Source organism: Moritella sp. 5 (assembly GCF_018219455.1).
In the GTDB taxonomy this organism is placed as follows: Bacteria; Pseudomonadota; Gammaproteobacteria; order Enterobacterales; family Moritellaceae; genus Moritella.
On record NZ_CP056122.1, the window covers coordinates 1,228,775 to 1,247,678 of the forward strand.

Below are 18,904 nucleotides of genomic sequence, written 5' to 3' on the forward strand. Positions count from 1 at the left end.
GTAGGGCTTTATTATGTCAGTAAAACCAAACTCACTTATTGTAGTCACTGCGTTATCGTGTGGTATTGCTATTGCAGGTGGTGCAGTCTACTTATTACAAGGCGATGCTAAATCTGTTGCTTCAAAACATGAATCTATAATAGAGTTGCAAGTCGTAGAGAAAGAAATTGTCGTGCCACATAAGAATATCTACCCATTAAAACCTGAAAAAATTAATGCATTGGTTAATGCAACTGACGAACCTGATACTCAGGAACTGACATCTAATTCAAAGACAATACCTTTGTTACTACCAAGCTCATTATTAGGTTCAACGCTACCATTAACGCTTGATGTTAGTGAAAGTGGGGAACTGATCATTAATAAAAAAATTCAGCATTTATTCGACTTTTACCTATCAGCTATGGGTGAGGAAAGTTTAGACATTATAGTTACACGCATTAAACACAGCCTTACATCGCAACTCGTTGATCCTGCACTGACACAAGGCGTGGAGATATTAACGGGTTATTTACAGTATCTTAATGAAGTTTCGGCAATTAAGCAGCAGTTTGAACAGAATATTGATCCAAATAATACGGGTGAGTATGCATTAGAAAATGTTGTTCAAGCCCGTGAAATGGTACTTGATGCCAGGGCTAGTTATCTTGATAGTGATGTGATTGATGCATTTTTTGGTCAAGCTGATGAGTACGAAGATTACATGTTAAGTCTGGCTATGATTAATAAAAATAATGAATTAGATACTGCCGAAAAGCAATCGGCAAAAGCAGAACTCGATGCTGCGGCACCTGAGTGGTTATTGGCGCAACAGCGTAATGCAAATCAACTAAACACATATCGAGATCAATATAAGACGCTGCAAGAACAAGGGGCGAGTCAGACTGAATTGCAAGACTTCACTCAACAGTCATTTTCACCCGAAGTGGCTGACCGATTAGCGAAGCTTGATGAAAAGCGTCAGCAGTGGCAAGTCAAGCTAGACGAATACAGAGAGCAACTTGCTGTAATTATTAGCGCTACTCATAATAACGACAATGATAGCGCTAGTGAGCAACAACAGCGGGAAATTACACAATTGCGGGAGGTTTACTTTACCCCCCAAGAAATTAAACGCGTTAGTGCATTAGATGGAATCAAGTCCACTGCGTTGTAATACCACCATAGAACGGCCTGATAATTGATAGTGATCATTTACATTCAGAGCGGCTAATTGAATCGAACTGGTATCACAAACACGATGCCAAATTGGCGGTACATTAGGCAGTTTAAAGTCGACTGGAGTATCGACTTGATTGAATAATAATAATAATTCATCGCCATCAGTGCCTAGACCTAGATGTAACCCCATGCAGCTTTGGTGCTCCCAGTCATGTTGTTGCATGGTACTACCATCACTGCAGTACCAATGAATACGGTGGCCATTACGGCCATCACCCGTAAACGCATTAATGAACGGTAGCATGTATTGCTTGCGTACTTTGATCATCTTGCTTAACCAATCTTGGAAATCTTGTTTTACCTCGTCCATGTCCCAGTTTAGCCAGCTGATCTCATTATCTTGGCAGTAGGAATTATTGTTCCCGTCTTGTGTATGAGAAACTGTATCGGCTGCTAATATATGTGGAATTCCAAAACTAAACATTAACGTGGTGATCAGATTGCGCTTTTGTTTTTCACGAAAAGCGATAACAGCTAAATCATTTGTTTTACCTTCAATACCGCAATTGTATGAGCGATTGTCACCATGACCATCGCGGTTGTTTTCACCGTTGGCGTTATTATGCTTATCGTTATAAGACACTAAATCTTGCAGAGTAAATCCATCATGATAAGCGATATAATTTACTGGGAGTTTGTGTGGCCAACGTCCACCACTAAAGAAGTGGCGAGAGCCCATGATTCGCGTCGCGAAATCTTTTAGATAACCGTTATCACCTCGCCAAAAACTTCGCACTGTATCACGGAACTTATCATTGCATTCATTCCAGCCATCTGGGAAATACCCTAGCTGATAACCGTCAGGACCAATGTCCCACGGCTCGGCGATAAGTTTTTTTGGTTGTAAAATAGGATCTTGCGCAACAGCGTGGAAAAATGGTGCTTGTTGATTGAAACGGTCGCCATTACGGCCAAGTGTCGCGGCTAAATCAAAACGGAAGCCATCAATATGATATTCAGTTACCCAATAACGTAGACTATCCATGACTAAATTAAGGCTGGCTTGGTGGGTTAGATCCAAGCTATTACCACAACCCGTGTAGTTTCTCAGGCCGTTTTCATCACGTAAATAATAACGGTGATCCAAGGCTTTAAGATTGAATATTGGCCCATCTTTGCCACCTTCTGCGGTGTGGTTGAATACCACGTCCAAGATAACCTCGATGCCGTGTTTATGTAACTCTCTGATCACCGTTTTTAATTCGATTACAGCATCTTTGCTAGCAAAGCGAGGGTCTGGCGCCATAAAGGCTAGGGTGCTATAACCCCAATAATTTACACCTTGCTGGTTTAATAAGTGCGGTTCATGCATACAAACTGCAACAGGTAATAGTTGTACGCTAGTGATACCTTGTTGTTTTAATAATGTGATATTGGCCGGATCGGCGAGCGCTTGGTAAGTTCCAGGATCTGCCGAGGTAATAGCGGGGTTTAATTGAGTGAATCCTTTGATATGCGTTTCTAGCAATAATGTCTCTGCCAGGGGCACATCTGGCTGGGGGACACCTTGCCAATCAAACGCGTTGTCGATGACAATCGCTTTGGTTAGAAGCCAACTTTTTTCAGCATCATAAGGAGGCTGATAATAAGGCGCGTTGCTGACTGCTTTTGCATAAGGGTCGAGTAATAGCCAGTCTTTCCCGTCAATATTAGCTGAGAATCCATACTCTTGTCCCGCGGTGACACCAGGGATAAATATATGGTGAATATCCGCATATTTTTTTTCGATAGTGAAACTACGTTGTGTTTTGTCATTAAACAATACCAATTGCAAATTGCGGCAGTCTGGTGCGTATATTGCGAAGTTACAGCCTTGCTTTGTTAAAGTGTTGGCTGGTTGTAAGTGCGCACCAAGGGGATAAGGTTTTGACATAAATCACTCAGTTTGTTAGCTAGGTCACATTTATAGATTAGCTTTATCTTATGTAATTCAGGCTGTTAAAAGGAGCTTCTACACGAATAAACATGATCGAGTTAACATTATATTTTAACTTTCCGGTTAAAAAGATGTCAACGACCAATAAAAATGCCTGTGAGTTAAAACTTACAGGCATTTTAGTATGTAGGGATGAATTATTTTTGACTCATTAGCGCTTGTTATGTTGCGTAGCGATGTCTTTTTTCGTGATGAAGCCATCGCTATTAGTGTCTAATTTATCAAAGTATTGATTCATTTCCTCTTTTGATATTTTACCATCATTGTTGGTGTCTATTTTTTTGAACATCATGCCTTTATGATGTTTACCACGTTTTGGTAGTTCATCTTTGGTAATGAAGCCGTCGCCATTTTTATCTACTTTATCAAAGTATTGATTCATTTCCTCTTTTGATATTTTACCGTCATTGTTGGTGTCTATTTTTTTGAACATCATGCCTTTATGATGCTTACCACGTTTTGGTAGTTCATCTTTGGTAATGAAGCCGTCGCCATTTTTGTCTAATTTATCAAAGTATTGATTCATTTCTTCTTTTGAAATTTTACCGTCATTATTGGTGTCCATTTTCTTGAACATCATGCCTTTATGATGTTTACCACGTTTTGGTAGGTCATCTTTGGTAATGAAGCCGTCGCCATTTTTATCTAATTTATCAAAGTTCTCGGCTAGGCGGCCGGTTGCTTCTTCACGGGAAATTTTACCATCGTTGTTGGTGTCCATTTGTTCAAAAGACACGTGATGACGCTGATTGTTATCGCTATTTGAATTTGCATAAGCAAACGTTGTGGTTGTCATCGCTGTTAATAAGGCGGCGGTAATAAAGAATGTTTTTTTCATCATAATCTCACTTTGTTGCTTGTTGTTAGTATTAAGCAGATTAACTCTGTGTGAGTTAATCTGTTGATGGGGTAACTATAAGCAACAAATGCGCAGGAATTATGGAGAAAATATGGAGATTAATCGTAATTTAAAAAGTAGGGATAATCACAAGGTAAACTTATAACCAACCCCATAAATTGATTTGATGTATTCACCGTCTGGATTTGCATCTTGTAGCTTTTTACGTAAATTTTTAATGTGGCTGTCAATGGTCCGATCGGTGACTAAGCGATTATCAGCATAAATTTTTTGCATGAGTTGGTCACGGTTAAATACTTGCCCTGGGTGCTGATTAAAGAAACTCAGTAAGCGAAATTCCGCGGGCGTTAATGTTAACTCTTGCTCATTAAATGCGACTTTCATTTGTTGATCATTAATAACCAAGCCATTCTGTTGTGGTGTAGCTGCCTCTACAGTGCGACGTAATACATTTTTGATACGCGCGACTACTTCACGTGGACTATATGGTTTACAAATGTAATCGTCAGCGCCGAGTTCAAGCCCCAATAATCTGTCTATTTCATCCACACGAGCAGTTGCCATGACGACTGGGACTTGACTAAAAGTACGTAATTCACGATAAATATCTAAACCGTCACGATTAGGCAGCATCAAATCAAGGATCAGTAGGTCAGGACTTTCTTGTTTCACCCAGTCAATAACCTCGAGGCCGTTATCAATGATGTGGGTTTGAAAGCCTGCCTGGGCGAGGTATTCACATAATACGATAGCAAGGGAAGGTTCATCTTCAACCATAAGTATTTTTTTTGCTAAGTTGGTCATGGGTTAATTGTCCTTAATCGGAAGTGATATCGCTATTTTTAAGCCGCCAAGTTCGGAATGCTGTGCACTGATATGACCGTTATGCCTTTTGACGATGTTTTCACAAATGGATAAACCTAAGCCGGAACCGCCATTGGCACGACTGCGGGATTTATCAACGCGGTACAAGCGTTCAAATAGCTTTGGTAATGCTGCGTCAGGTACAGCGGGTGCACTATCTTCAATGGTTAATAATATGTTGTCGTTGATTTGTTGTAAGTTGATTTGTATGTGCCCATTTTGATCTGTGTAGCGATAGCTGTTTTCGAGTAGGTTTCCGATAAGCTGAGCCAATGATTTGGCATCGGCATGTAATAACATCGGTTGATGGTGATCGTATAAACTTTGTATTGCAATATGCTTGTCAGCTAAACGTACTTCGTTTTGATTGGCTATATTGTTAATGATATTGGTGATATCGACATTGTGTGATTTATCGATAAGGACGCCAGTGTCAGACTGTGATAGTGAATATAAATCATCCACTAGACGGGTTAGGGCAATGACTTGATTATGTAATGACTTAATATATTTAGGTTCCGGTTTACGGAGCCCGTCTTCAATGGCTTCTATTTCACTGAGTAAGACGGCAATCGGTGTTCGCAGTTCATGAGAAATATCGGCGAGCCATTGTTCTCGCGATAATTTCTGAGTCTTTAAGGTGGTGGTCAATAAATTAAATGCGAGTGATAGTTCGGCGAGTTCATCTTTACCGCGCACGTCAATTTGATAATCAAAATTACCATTAGACAGTGATTTAGCTGCCGAGTGTAAATTTTTTAACGGTTTTAAAAAATGACGAACTAATAACGCAGCAACGATAAAGGAAAATAAAGCGGCCCAAGCGGCAATCCAATAAAAGTTGTCCAGTTGTTGCCTTAAAAAACGTTCGGCTAAATGACCTTTAATGTGTTCTCTTTGTTGAATAGATAACCAACCAATGGTTTGCTTATCTTTGGTGACCGCAACCTTAGTAATTTGTATATTTGAATGTAAACGATGAAAATTCTTAGGGTCGCCGATAATCGTGTTGCCATTTACATCGAGCAAATGAAGGCGAACTTCAAGTTGGTTGTAATTTGTTCTGGTTTTTCTGGATGTCATTTTAGAGACGTCTTTTGGTCTGCTGGGATGCTCACCAATGCTCCTTAATAGTCTTCTCCATAATTGGGGCTGCTGCTGTAGCCTGCGCCAGCCTTGGTCCTCTGAATAATAATCATTGATATTCTCAGATATATTTTCAGCCATATTTTCAATGCGTTCAATTTCGCTCTGATTCAGATAACTTTGAAAACCATTTTGAAAGCTATTGTTAATCAACAATGCCATGCCAATCATCATAATTGAGCTAATGAGCATTAAAGAGATAAACAATTTATGAAAAATGGTTAAACGCATTTAAGTGACCTTTGAATGAGTAAATCTATTTCATTATATGTGGTTGTGACTGATTATGGAAAATTAAATAGTAGGTTGGGACAGAGGAGACTGTTTTTCGTTATATAAACTGAAATGAATTTTGGCGATAAATAAAAACCACCACCAATTAATATTGTGTGGTGGTTTTTGCTGGAACATTACTTTTGGAATTCAATTAACGTGCTGATAGCACCGCTATAGTATTGCAACTTCAATAGGCGTCTCTTGTATTGTTTCCTCATAATAGCTGGTTGTGTCTTCCTGGGTTAAGTTAATCACCTCGATTAATAATTTATGTTGATGACTTAGCAGGTAGATTGAGCCTGAATATGCACAGTTTTCTGAATACACTTGCAGGACTCTGCTGCCGACTTTAGGGGCGAATTTATGCCCTGAGACTTTATTATATTGTGTGTATATATTGATATGACAAGCGCTACCGCCCTGTGATGTTATTGTTAATTGCTGCGATTTAGCTGCAGTGAATTTTTGTGTTATTGGTGCCACTATATCCTGTAATTTGAGGTCATCATTCTCGGTGGAAATGAAGCCATCATCGTCAGAGAGTAACTCTAGTTTAGGACCATCGACTGCAGGAGTGGCAACATTCCCTGTGGGGCTACTTATATTTCCCGTTGGAGTGTCGCTTCCACTATCACTACAAGCAGAAATAAAGGCAATATTACAAATAATCAGTGTTTTAATAAATTTCATGATCTGTTCCTAATCTACGATTTTATGAAAATCGGGGTTATCAAACCAAAACTCGTTATTGACGCCATCACTGATGATGTAGTTATTGAACTCAGGATAGGCGCAAGAAATATCTGTTTCTTCGAGTGGTGCTTTCCATTCTGTGTTACCAATCTCAGTAGCCCAAGGTAAATTGGTTGAGGTTCTGAATGTGGTAGTCGGTGGATTTGAGTCATCATCACCAAGTCCGAAGTAATCACTGTTACCTAAATCCGTGAGAGGTTTATCTGGTAAATGAATCTCTAAATCACGTCCAATTTGCCCACTAAAGAAATCATTTCTGGAACTATTTTCGGCCCCAAATATAAAGGGGTTCAGTGGCATGTCTGGCATGCTAGCAACATCAATTGGACTATTTAATGGGATATTGATTTCGAATGTAAAGATACTCGTGTTGCCCATACAAGCAGGTTCGGTATTAAAGTAGAACTCTCCACAAGTGGAAGTGAATTCTGTTTTTAAGTTATCAGAAATAACAACGACAGCATCAGTCTGGCCCGCTTCTAAAACACCATCGGTAGACGCTGATACAGAGTTAAAACTGACGCGTAATAAGTCTTGATCAACATTACTACGTAGTATTCCGGGTAAGTGGACTGCAAAACCGTTGGAATATGAGGCACCATAATTGACAAGTTCACCTTCTATATCGATACGAGATACTTCACCGTTTTTAACGGTCTGCACTACTCGATAAAAAATAACGACATCGTTAAAATCATAGTCACCTTGTTCTGGCCAGCGATCTTCGTAAGCCAGAGTTACATACTCATCTTCACCTGGGTAATAAATACTGGTGGTATTACCATCTGCAATGGCAACCGGATAATCTTCGACTTCACCATTTGTGTAACCACCACCACTGGTTATATTATCTTGATCTCCGACACGGAATCGCGCCCACGTATTACCGATTACTGCGGTTGCTGGTACGGTGAAAGCGAGATTATGTGAATCTGAATCTAACTGCAAACTATTAAATACATGCTCGTCGGCATCATCAAAGTCGCCATCTTGATTCCAATCAAACCAACCATTGAAATAGGCACTTGCTTGACTACCATTGATCGTTGCATTGATTTGAGCATCTAGACCTGTAATAAGTGAGGTTTGAAATAGAATACCATCTTCATCTGCAAGGTTATCTGCATCATCTGTACTGGGTGCTACGTTAGCATCACCTTCTGCATCAACAAGGTCTCCAAGTATATAATTGCTGTAGTCAATGAGATGCCTTGCACCATTTACCGCTAAGCTTGTTCCATATGATTCGGGGGCATCACCATAATCTGTACTCGTTGATACAACGGCTGCTTCTGAACAACGAGCGCCGTCATTACTGTTACTTGCTGAGGCTTTAGCAAAATACACGGATGCGCCAGTAATATTGTTTGGATCTGTAATGTCAGTCCGGTAAATATTACCGTCATTATTACGAAGGAAATAAAGATAACCAGCAGAGTCGAAATAAGCTGCACCAAATGCGCTACGCGGGGATTTAAATCCTGTGTAGGCTACATTGGTTGCAACACCTGTTGCTGGGTCAATACGGTATAAGTTACCCGTTCTACCTTCTACTCCGTATATGTTTCCATCGATAGGGTGGAATGCAAAGTCAGCAATTCGAATACTTTTATTCGATCCCACTACTTTTGTCAATGTGAGGTAGTCAGGTGCACTACTGTCTAGATTCGTGTAATAAAGGCCAAGGTAGCGGCGATAGAAATAGAACTTGTTATCTTTTATATCACCGACAAAAAAGTTATTGTTTGGTGGGTTAGTAAAGTTTAAAACGGTTGCTTTAAAATCGCTATCAAATTTGACTATTGCTAGTTGATGACGGTCAAAACCATAGATATATTTATCTGTGTTATTGAAGGCAATCGCATTAATCGAATCAGAGCCCAAGCCATCATCGGTTTGTAGCGTTGTGATTAAACCTGAACTCAGGTCTACAGATTTATAATGTGTTTTTCCATGTTTGTATTGGGATAAAAATGCTTCAGTCGGGCAACTAGCAAAAGGCGCCGAGATAGCATTTAAGCTATAAAGGCAGGTAGACATTAATAATAGTGTCTTGTACTGACATGTTTTCATAAGCAGTCCCTTGATTGCGAAGTATTATAGTAAATATCATTGGTACTGTTGTTATCGCATATCTTGTGCCATCTTTTTTGTACTTTAAAAACATAGATTTATTTTTTTGTTGTTTTTTTATTTGTTAAATTAATCGCATTTTAAGAATTAATTTTCGCAAAATGCAATTTTAATTCGCAGTTTGCAAAGAACACAGTTGCTTTGTTAATTTGTTAATTTATTAATTTATTAATTATTCAGTTTGCAGCTTAGATCACATTTATTAAATGAGTTGAATTTTATGTAATTCAGAGCGCTAATATAGCGATTTAGACGATTAAACATGATCCAGTTAACAGTGTCTTTTATGTGATGCTTTTAAAATCATGTAAATACGCCCTGCTTTGGTGATCTTCCTCATAAAAATAGGCCACTTATTTTTTTCTCAGCCTTTTTCATCCTCCTTAATTAAACGAGGGGTGGAGGAGGTCAGTTATTTGAAAATTCTTTAGTATGAATTTGTCTTCTGAGCCAATCCTATCCTGGTCACGGCTCGAAAAATGAAACCAAACTCATTCAAGGATTTAGATTATATGAAAAACTTAAATCGTGTTGCGATTGCTGTATCAGCAGCCTTACTTTCTTCTGCAGCTGGCGCTGTTGATTTTAATGGCTACATGCGAGCTGGTACTGGTATTAGTGGTAATAATGGCGAAAACATTAGTTTTGAAAAAAACAAAATTGGTCGTTTAGGTAATGAAAATGATCTTTATGCTGAGTTTGGTTTCCGTCAAGAATTACCAGAAATAACCGGAATGGAAGAGCAAACTTGGATTGTTGACGCAATGATCGCGCAGGGCAATTTTGGTAATAATGGTTGGGAAGACGGTGACTTCAACGTGGCTCAATTTAACGTACAAGCGACGGGACTGATTGCGAGCGATAAAGAAGCAACTATGTGGGCGGGTAAACGCTATTACCAACGTAAAGATATTCATATTACTGATTTTTACTACTTAAATACCTCTGCGGGTGCTGGTGGTGGTATTGAAAACTTAACAGTAGGTCCTGGTAAATTGTCTGCAGCTTGGATGCTCGATGAAGGTAGCCAAAAAAGTTCGAATGGCTTATCTCAAGACCACTCATGGTCTAATGATTCTAAGGTAAATGGTAATATTTTTGATGTTCGTTATTCTGGCCTTGAATTATGGAGTGGTGCAAATTTAGAAGTCGCAGCGATTTATAATTTTGCCAATAAAAAAGCAGAACAAACTCTAGAGGCTGATGATGGCGTGATGTTAACGGCTATTTTACAGCAGGGCTTAAGCAACGGTTTTAACCAAACCGTATTGCAATATGGTACCAGCTCTTATGGTGCTCAAATGTCTGACTTAGGCAGTGGTGCTTGGTTTGACCGTTCAGGAAAACAAAACGATGCGACGGGTTACCGCGTGATTAACTGGGGTGTGGTTAGTTTTGGCGATAAGATCGAAGTGGGTCACCAATTAATGTATGCAAATTCTACTGATGTAGGCTTGGTCAAAGAAGAGCATGAGCTGCTCAGTGCTGTGGTACGTCCGATGTACAAATGGAATCAGAACATGAAAACTATTTTGGAATTAGGTGTGTTCTCTGAATCACAAGGTTCTACAGATAAAGGTGGTAGTAAAGCAACCATTGCACAAGCATGGTCAATGGGGGAAGGTTTCTGGGCTCGACCTGAATTGCGCGTATTCGCGTCATACATCACAGATGATGAAGGGACGACTTTGGGATCAAGTAAAGGCGATAGCGACTATACTATAGGTATGCAAGTTGAAGCTTGGTTCTAATACCTCGCGTATAGCTGGCATAAGTAGAAAGCAAGATAGTTAAAAAGGGGACGAATTTTTGTTTGCAGCAAAAACCCCGAATTATAAGAATGCCTGACAGTGAAAGCTGTTAGGCATTTTTTTGTCATATTGATGTCATGATATGAAGAACAACTTGTTGTAAAACGAGCCGAGTCGTCCTTCTAAAGCGTTTTGCCGTTTACGGTAAGTACTCAGTTTTAATATTTTTCCGCTGCTGGCGAGTTACTTTAATTTGAAGTAACAGATCGAACTGATTAGCTCCTTGCTAAGACCTGATAGTGAAGATGCTGAAGTCATGGATACTTGGGCGCGAGTCGTGTTTTCCTCGGTGACTTGATTGACATCGTTAACATTGGTCTGGATCTCATCAAGTGTGTTAGTTTGCAGTAATGACGCGGCCGATGTCTCTTTGGCAATGTCTTTAATTTGCTTAACGGACATATTAATTTCATCTATCACGTTACCAGCATTCGATACATGCTCCACACTTTCTAGTGATTTGGTATGACTGTTATTGATGGTTGATACGGCGACAAGGGTACTCTTCTTAAGCGTTTCCAGTGTTAATTGGATTTCAGCTGTCGCATCTTGAGTCCGTTTCGCTAAATTTCTGACTTCATCAGCAACTACTGCAAAACCACGACCTTGTTCACCAGCACGAGCCGCTTCAATGGCTGCATTTAACGCCAGGAGGTTGGTTTGTTCGGCAATGCTTTTGATGACCTCAAGGATACTGGTAATGCTGTCGGCTTCGGTATCCAGTTGCTGAATGGCAGAGACTGAATTTTCAATTTCGTCTGCTAAATTTTTAATAGACGTAATGGTTTCATTGACGATTGTTTTCCCTTTTTTGGCCGATTCAATCGCATTATCTGATTTAGTCAGTGCGTCGTCTGCATGTTCAGACACTTGTGTTGAAACGGAATAAAGCGCGTCGACGGAACTAGAAAGCTTGGTCATTTGTGAATGCTGGAATTCTGCTTCATTAATCCTTTGCTTGTTGTCACTGAGCAGGCCATCGGTCGACTTGTTTAAATTGTTAGCGAGTAACGTGACAGACTTAAAAACATTATTCAGGTTGTCAGTCATGCTGAATACCGATCTTTTTATTTCACTAATTTCGTCCAAATCGTCTCCAGCTTCGAGCGTTCGACTAAGGTCACCCTTGGCTAGGCAATGTGTCACTGACACAATGGATTGTAAATCTCTCTTCAGTTTTCGAAGCATTAAGAAGGACATAATAATAACGATAAAGAAGATGCTGATTGCTAGAGTCGTCGATTGAATAACAATTTTATTTTGAGCTGTAATAATTTTTTCTGACCGTATGCTGACTAATTCGTCATGCATCAGATTGATAGCTTCAATGGTTTCAACAACTGGTGGAAAAGCGAGGTTAGCCGCCTTTTCTGCTTTTTTTCGGACGACAAACGTTGCCTTGGTTAGCCAAACATTGGTTAATGTTGCTAGTGATGAATTAAGGTGTTCAGCTCGCTTTACAAGTTGGTCCCGAGTATAAAATACGCCGTCCTCTTGAGTGAGTTTCAGTACCGAATTCCATTCATTTTCAAGCGTTGTGTTCGCAGTCAATAAACTGGCTACGTAATCGTTAATCAGCGTTTCAACTTTAGTGGTGGCTTCTTCTAGCTGTGCTTGTTCCACTGCTCTTGCTGAGAACTTCATGCCCATATCTTCTGAAAATTTATAGGCTTTGAGAATGTCTTTCCATTTATTGTTAATGTTTGAATAAAATTGTCTAATTTCAGAATCTAAGACGATGTTTTCAACCACGGCTCGACTATTGACGATGAGATTGACAGAAATAAACAGCAATGAACACAGTAACACAATGACAAGGCTTGATATTTTAAATGATAGCGTTAAGTTTTTAAATAAATTCAAGCTAAGTACCTGCTGTCTAATAAATTCTGTTGAAAAGGCGATTGAGAAATAAGTTTTTTGACAAACGTCTCAGTTTGAAGAAACTTTGTAAACCATATGTCACGGATGAGGTAAATAGAAGTGCTTTCACCATAATTGCTTGGTCGATTAATACTTTCCCTCATCCATTTCACATTTATATAACATTTTGCAAACATTTGTTATTACCCTTTGGAAGTATCTGTTTTTGTTCGCTGGTTTATCTGAACGTCACTCACACTTTTTGTATGAGAGAATATATGGAAAATGGACATAAGCATATTTTGAGGGTGTTGAAGTGCTAATACAGAAGGGATATTTCGAGTTAGCGAGGCTAGCTAACTCGTTCGTTGATAGGGGGAGTATCGGCTAACGCGTCGTTTCTTTATACAAACGCTGGCAAGCTAAACCATTTTTATGGAACAAGTGGCAGCGGTGTGCTGGAATACCAATATCTAGCTTCTCATCTGCATCAATCGAAAGAGTATCAGCGACGCGATAAATTACATCTTCGTCACAGCCTTCAATGTGCAAATAGACTTGTGTTTCATTACCCAGTTTTTCTACCACGATAGTTTCACCCGTAATGACGATATCAGCGTCTTCAACTGGTACTAAGTGTTCAGGGCGAATACCGAGGATCATTTCATCACCGGCATTCACCGTTTTTCCGTCAACCGGGATCCAAATACTCTGGCAATTCGGTAACAGTACTTCGACACGTTCGGCTTCGACAGCTTGGATATGCACGTTAATGAAGTTCATTTTTGGTGAACCAATAAAACCTGCAACAAAAATATTTTTAGGGTAATGATAAATCTCCAATGGTGCTCCGACCTGGGCCACATCACCACCGTCGAGTACCACGATCTTATCGGCCATAGTCATTGCTTCAACTTGATCATGGGTCACGTAGATCATCGTGCAGCCCAGTTGCTTGTGTAGTTTGGCTAATTCAATGCGCATTTTTACACGTAACGCCGCATCTAAATTCGACAGCGGTTCATCTAATAAAAATACTTTTGGTTGTGATACTAAAGTACGACCAATCGCCACGCGTTGGCGTTGACCTCCGGATAAGGACTTCGGTTTACGATCTAATAATGGTGTTAGTTGCAGAATGTCAGCGGCATGTTTAACGCGATCTTTGATTAGCTGTTTATCTGCTTTCGCTAATTTTAAGCCAAATGACATGTTATCGGTTAAATCTAAGTGGGGGTAAAGGGCATAAGATTGGAATACCATGCCTACACCACGTTTTGAGGGTTCGATATCATTCATACGTTTGCCGCCAATAAATAAGTCACCAGAGGTGATATCTTCAAGGCCAGCAATACAGCGGAGTAAGGTTGACTTGCCACAACCTGATGGACCAACGAAAACCACAAATTCACCATCGTTTATTTCGAGATCTACGTTTTTAGAGATAAGTACATCGTCATATGCTTTACATACATTTTTTAACGTGACATTTGCCATCTCGTGAGTCCTTTTTATGATTAATTATAATATCTTACACAGCATTATTCGATGTTGATAGTGTGTTTTATATGTCCTTATACTGCATCATCCTTGGCAAAAACTTTTAGGGTGTAGAAGATAGGAGGAGTGCATGGATCACATTTTAACAATAGCTGTCTAATTACTACTCCAAATAGGTACTTGATCGCGTTTTAGTGTGCGAACCATCGCATTTTTATCGCCTTTATTAACCAACTAAGTAAAATTAATCGTTCAAGTTCACGCTTTTGGCTTTGCAGGGGTTAGGCGTAGGATAAAGGATGATGTGAGCCGAGGGCTTTTGGATGACTATATCCTCCAACGCAGACAACTTGTCTGGTAAGTTTGAAAGCTAATTTAATAAGGATATAAGTGATGAGAAAAACCTTAACCGCGGTAGCACTACTAACTGCAATGAACTCTTTTTCTGCTTTTGCTGCTATTGAAGAAGGCCAGTTAACGATTTGGATTAACGGTGATAAAGGTTACAACGGTCTTGCTGAAGTGGGTAAGCAGTTTGAAGCTGATACTGGCATTAAGGTGACGGTTTCGCATCCAGATAGCTTACAAGACAAGTTCCCTCAAGTTGCTGCTACAGGTGATGGTCCAGATATCGTATTTTGGGCACATGATCGTTTTGGTGGTTATGCTCAGGCGGGTTTATTAGCTGAAATTAAGCCATCAAAAGAGTTAAAAGATAGCATGATTGACTTTACTTGGGATGCGGTTAAATACAAGGGTAAATATATCGGCTATCCAGTGGCGGTTGAATCGTTATCACTTATCTACAATAAAGATTTAGTTAAAACCCCACCCAAAAATTGGGAAGACGTCGCAGCATTAGACAAGCAGCTTAAAGCCGAAGGTAAATCTGCGATTATGTGGAATCTAAAAGAACCATACTTCACTTGGCCGCTAATGGCGGCAGACGGTGGTTATGCCTTTAAAGTGAATGCCAGCGGGTATGATGTAAAAGATGCTGGTGTGAATAATGCGGGCGTTAAAAACAGCATGCAGTTAGTACAAAAACTATTAGCCGATAAGGTTATTTCACCGGATATGGATTACTCGGTATCAGAGTCTGAGTTTATCAAAGGTAATGTAGCACTGACGATTAATGGCCCCTGGGCATGGGGCAATATAGACAAGTCTGAGATTAATTATGGCGTTGCTCAGTTGCCGAGATTTAATGGTAATCACTCTAAACCGTTTGTTGGCGTATTAACGGCGGGTATTAGCACTGCGTCACCAAACAAAGATTTAGCGGTTGAGTTTATTGAAAATTATTTATTGACCAATGAAGGTCTGGCTACAGTGAATAGCGACAAACCATTAGGGGCGGTGGCATTGACGTCATACCAAGCACAGTTAGCGAGTGATAGCCGTATTGCTGCTACGATGGATAATGCGATGAACGGTGAGATCATGCCGAATATTCCACAAATGAATGCATTTTGGGGCGCGACTAAAAACGCGATTATTAACATTGTCGATGGTCGTCAATCTATTACTGATGCATTAAGTGATGCAGAGAAACAGATGACTAAATAGTGTTTTTAAGTACTTCCTGTTGTAGTGATAGGAAGTTATAAAATAAGAGGATAGATTATCTCTCCTCTTGCTGTTTATATCCGTTGCATTAAATAAATGATCATCTGTTTAGTGTGATTGGTATTATGAGGTAGGTTTTTCCATGCAGACTGTTAAAGTAGCTGAAATTCTGGGTGATACACCAGACTCTCAACAGACTTGCGACCAAGTCAATTCTAGATTTTTTTCTCCGCATTTTATTAAATGGTGCACTCTCACACTTATTGGGTTAATGAACGGTTATGCATCGGTATTGATGTACTCACGTGGTGAAACTTCGTTTGCGGTATTAACGCTTATTTTGACCTCGTTAGCTTTGTATATTTTTGGTAGTAAAAAGACGTACGCGCACCGCTATATTTATCCAGGTGTTGCAGGCATGCTCTTGTTTATTGTTTTTCCGCTGGTGTATACGGTGGGTATCGCATTTACCAATTACAGCGCTAAAAACCAATTGTCTTTTGAACGCGCGCAGTCAGTGTTACTTGATAGTACTTATCAAAGCGGTGGCAATTATAAATTCGATTTGTATCGCAGTGAAAATGGTTATCGTCTTGCGATTAAAGACGGTGCGCAATTATTAGTGACTGATGAGATAAATTTTACGCAGCCAGCAACCCGGCGTTTAGTGCTTACAGCGGTGGATGACGTTGTTGGCAGCAAAGCGAAAATAAAAGAAATTATCAAAAACCGTGCAACGTTAAACTCGGTGGATTTAGTACTACCTAATGGTAATGAAATTCGCATGAGCGGATTACGTAAATTTGCCGCAGTACAACCGCTTTACAGTGTAGAAAGCGACGGGACTACGTTAATCAATAATAAAGATAAAACGGTATTGATCCCGAATATGGACATTGGTTTTTATCAAACGATTGATGCCGAAGGTAACTATATTGGCGACCCATTATCACCTGGCTTTACGGTTGTTATCGGTACTGCCAATTTTGAACGTATTTGGCAAGATGACGGTATTAAAGAACCCTTCATTAGTATTTTCTTTTGGACGATAATTTTTTCTGGGTTATCTGTGGTTGCCACGGTGATCATCGGATTAGTACTTGCCAGTATCGTGCAGTGGGAAGCGTTACGTGGTCGTGCTATTTACCGCATGCTGTTAATTTTACCTTATGCCGTACCGTCATTTATTTCTATCCTGATCTTTAAAGGCTTATTCAACCAAAGCTTTGGTGAAATTAATATGGTGTTAGAAGCCATGTTCGGTCTGTCGCCAAGTTGGTTCTCGGATCCTATTTCAGCGAAAGCCATGGTATTAATGGTTAATATTTGGCTCGGTTTCCCGTACATGATGATCTTAAGTATGGGCATGTTGAAATCAATACCGGATGATTTATACGAAGCATCGGCGCTTGATGGTGCAGGACCGTTACAAAACTTTAAGAACATTACGTTCCCGATGATGATGAAACCATTATTGCCGTTAATGATTGCCAGCTTCTCGTTTAACTTTAATAACTTTGTATTGATTCAGCTGTTAACACAGGGCGGACCAAACATGATTGGGACCAGTGAACCGGCGGGTTATACCGATTTGTTAGTCAATTATACCTATCGTATTGCCTTTGAAGGTGCTGGTGGTCAAGACTTTGGTTTAGCCAGTGCAATTACAACGCTTATTTTCTTGTTAGTGGGTGGTTTAGCGCTCTTTAATTTACGTTTCACCAAGCTGTCAGAAAAGTAATCGACAGCAATAACCTACAAAATATGAGGAGTAACAGTATGGCTATGGTACAAGGTAAATCATTAAAATATCGCGTGTGGGCTGCCCACTTGGCTCTATGTGCGCTGCTGGTGGTGATTATTTTCCCTTTGGTTATGGTAGTGGCAATTTCGTTGCGTGAAGGTAACTTTGCGACGGGGGGCATTATTCCGACATCACCGACATTAGATCACTGGCGTTTAGCGTTAGGTTTCTCGGTAACGAATGCGGATGGCAGTATTACACCGCCACCATTCCCAGTGTTGTTATGGTTGTGGAACTCGGTAAAAGTAGCTGCGATATCGTCGGTGATGATTGTGGCGTTGTCGACCACCTCTGCGTATGCATTTGCACGTTTACGTTTTGGAGGTAAAGACACTATTTTAAAAGCGATGATGATCTTCCAGATGTTCCCAGCAGTATTAGCGCTAGTGGCGTTATATGCTTTGTTTGATAAGTTAGGCCAGTATGTACCTTTCTTAGGGTTGAATACCCACGGCGGTCTCATCTTTGCTTATCTGGGGGGGATTGCACTGCATGTATGGACAATTAAAGGTTACTTCGAGTCGATTGATGGTTCATTAGAAGAAGCGGCTGCATTGGATGGTGCAACGCCTTGGCAAGCATTCCGTTTGGTATTGTTACCATTGTCAGTACCCATTCTGGCTGTAGTATTTATCCTTGCGTTTATCGCAGCGGTAACAGAAGTACCAGTAGCTTCGTTATTATTGTCTGATGTGAATAACTACACCTTAGCTGTTGGCATGCAACAGTATTTATATCCACAAAATTACCTGTGGGGTGACTTTGCCGCGGCGGCAGTGTTATCTGCATTACCTATCACGGCGGTATTCTTAATGGCGCAACGCTGGTTAGTTGGTGGCTTAACATCAGGTGGTGTGAAAGGGTAGGGTTAACTCATTTTGTAATGCTTCTTATATAACGAAAGTTATGTAATGAAATCGAGAGCATTGAAGCCAGCGGATGATTAATTCTTTGTTATAAAGAAATCGTTGTCCACTGGTTTTATTTTTTGCGTTAAGTTTTTGTCAGTACAAGGAATTACATTAATGTGCTTCAGCAAATTCTTCTTACTTCGTCACTTTCGTTAATGTCATCTCTGTGCTCACAAATATCATAAATAGCTGTGTTTCACTATGCTGTTTTTAACGGTAATAAGGCAAAACATGATGCACCTATCATTTAATTTAAAT

Annotated in this window: 13 protein-coding genes; 5 read left to right on the forward strand and 8 right to left on the reverse strand. The window is 39.9% G+C overall.

What is annotated here, in order from left to right:
• The first annotated feature begins 13 nt into the window (after nt 1-13).
• Entirely contained in the window at nt 14-1,156 is a 1,143-nt protein-coding gene (locus tag HWV01_RS05670) for a lipase secretion chaperone (RefSeq protein WP_211674490.1), read from the forward strand.
• On the opposite strand, the gene glgX is transcribed toward HWV01_RS05670, so the two are convergent.
• The 6 genes from glgX to HWV01_RS05700 all read right to left on the reverse strand — a co-directional run bounded on the left by glgX (nt 1,127) and on the right by HWV01_RS05700 (nt 9,128).
• Complete coding sequence (glgX, locus tag HWV01_RS05675) at nt 1,127-3,094, reverse strand: glycogen debranching protein GlgX (protein ID WP_211674491.1); 1,968 nt, start codon at nt 3,092-3,094, stop codon at nt 1,127-1,129. The genes HWV01_RS05670 and glgX overlap by 30 nt on opposite strands.
• 214 nt (nt 3,095-3,308) lie before the next feature.
• Complete coding sequence (locus HWV01_RS05680; RefSeq protein WP_211674492.1) at nt 3,309-3,998, reverse strand: EF-hand domain-containing protein; 690 nt, start codon at nt 3,996-3,998, stop codon at nt 3,309-3,311.
• Nucleotides 3,999-4,142: 144 nt separating this feature from the next.
• Nucleotides 4,143-4,820: a response regulator gene (locus tag HWV01_RS05685; RefSeq protein ID WP_211674493.1), complete on the reverse strand. Its 678-nt coding sequence runs from the start codon at nt 4,818-4,820 to the stop codon at nt 4,143-4,145.
• 3 nt (nt 4,821-4,823) lie between these two features.
• A complete protein-coding gene (locus HWV01_RS05690; RefSeq protein ID WP_211674494.1) occupies nt 4,824-6,257 on the reverse strand; it encodes an ATP-binding protein in 1,434 nt (477 codons plus the stop codon).
• Between the two features lie 216 nt (nt 6,258-6,473).
• Complete coding sequence (locus tag HWV01_RS05695) at nt 6,474-6,992, reverse strand: hypothetical protein (protein ID WP_211674495.1); 519 nt, start codon at nt 6,990-6,992, stop codon at nt 6,474-6,476.
• 9 nt (nt 6,993-7,001) lie between these two features.
• On the reverse strand, nt 7,002-9,128 hold the full coding sequence (locus HWV01_RS05700; RefSeq protein WP_211674496.1) for an LruC domain-containing protein: 2,127 nt from the start codon (nt 9,126-9,128) through the stop codon (nt 7,002-7,004).
• A 572-nt stretch (nt 9,129-9,700) separates the two neighbouring features.
• Between HWV01_RS05700 and lamB the strand changes: the two genes are divergently transcribed.
• The gene (gene lamB, locus HWV01_RS05705) at nt 9,701-10,939 is read left to right on the forward strand and encodes a maltoporin LamB (protein WP_211674497.1); all 1,239 of its coding nucleotides are present in this window, start codon (nt 9,701-9,703) and stop codon (nt 10,937-10,939) included.
• Between the two features lie 243 nt (nt 10,940-11,182).
• Here lamB and HWV01_RS05710 read toward each other — a convergent pair whose 3' ends face one another.
• Together HWV01_RS05710 and malK are read right to left on the reverse strand one after the other, a co-directional pair.
• Complete coding sequence (locus tag HWV01_RS05710; RefSeq protein ID WP_211674498.1) at nt 11,183-12,862, reverse strand: methyl-accepting chemotaxis protein; 1,680 nt, start codon at nt 12,860-12,862, stop codon at nt 11,183-11,185.
• A gap of 387 nt (nt 12,863-13,249) precedes the next feature.
• Complete coding sequence (gene malK / locus HWV01_RS05715) at nt 13,250-14,359, reverse strand: maltose/maltodextrin ABC transporter ATP-binding protein MalK (protein WP_211674499.1); 1,110 nt, start codon at nt 14,357-14,359, stop codon at nt 13,250-13,252.
• Between the two features lie 396 nt (nt 14,360-14,755).
• Here malK and malE point away from each other — a divergent pair, with 396 nt between their 5' ends.
• From malE to malG, 3 genes are all read left to right on the forward strand, one after another.
• A complete protein-coding gene (malE, locus tag HWV01_RS05720) occupies nt 14,756-15,931 on the forward strand; it encodes a maltose/maltodextrin ABC transporter substrate-binding protein MalE (protein ID WP_211675680.1) in 1,176 nt (391 codons plus the stop codon).
• A 142-nt stretch (nt 15,932-16,073) separates the two neighbouring features.
• Nucleotides 16,074-17,672 (forward strand): maltose ABC transporter permease MalF, encoded by a 1,599-nt coding sequence (gene malF / locus HWV01_RS05725; RefSeq protein WP_211674500.1) that lies wholly within the window; start codon nt 16,074-16,076, stop codon nt 17,670-17,672.
• Nucleotides 17,673-17,710: 38 nt separating this feature from the next.
• Nucleotides 17,711-18,601 carry a maltose ABC transporter permease MalG gene (malG, locus tag HWV01_RS05730; RefSeq protein ID WP_211674501.1) on the forward strand — a complete coding sequence of 297 codons (891 nt, stop codon included), beginning with the start codon at nt 17,711-17,713 and terminating at the stop codon, nt 18,599-18,601.
• Nucleotides 18,602-18,904: the final 303 nt, after the last annotated feature.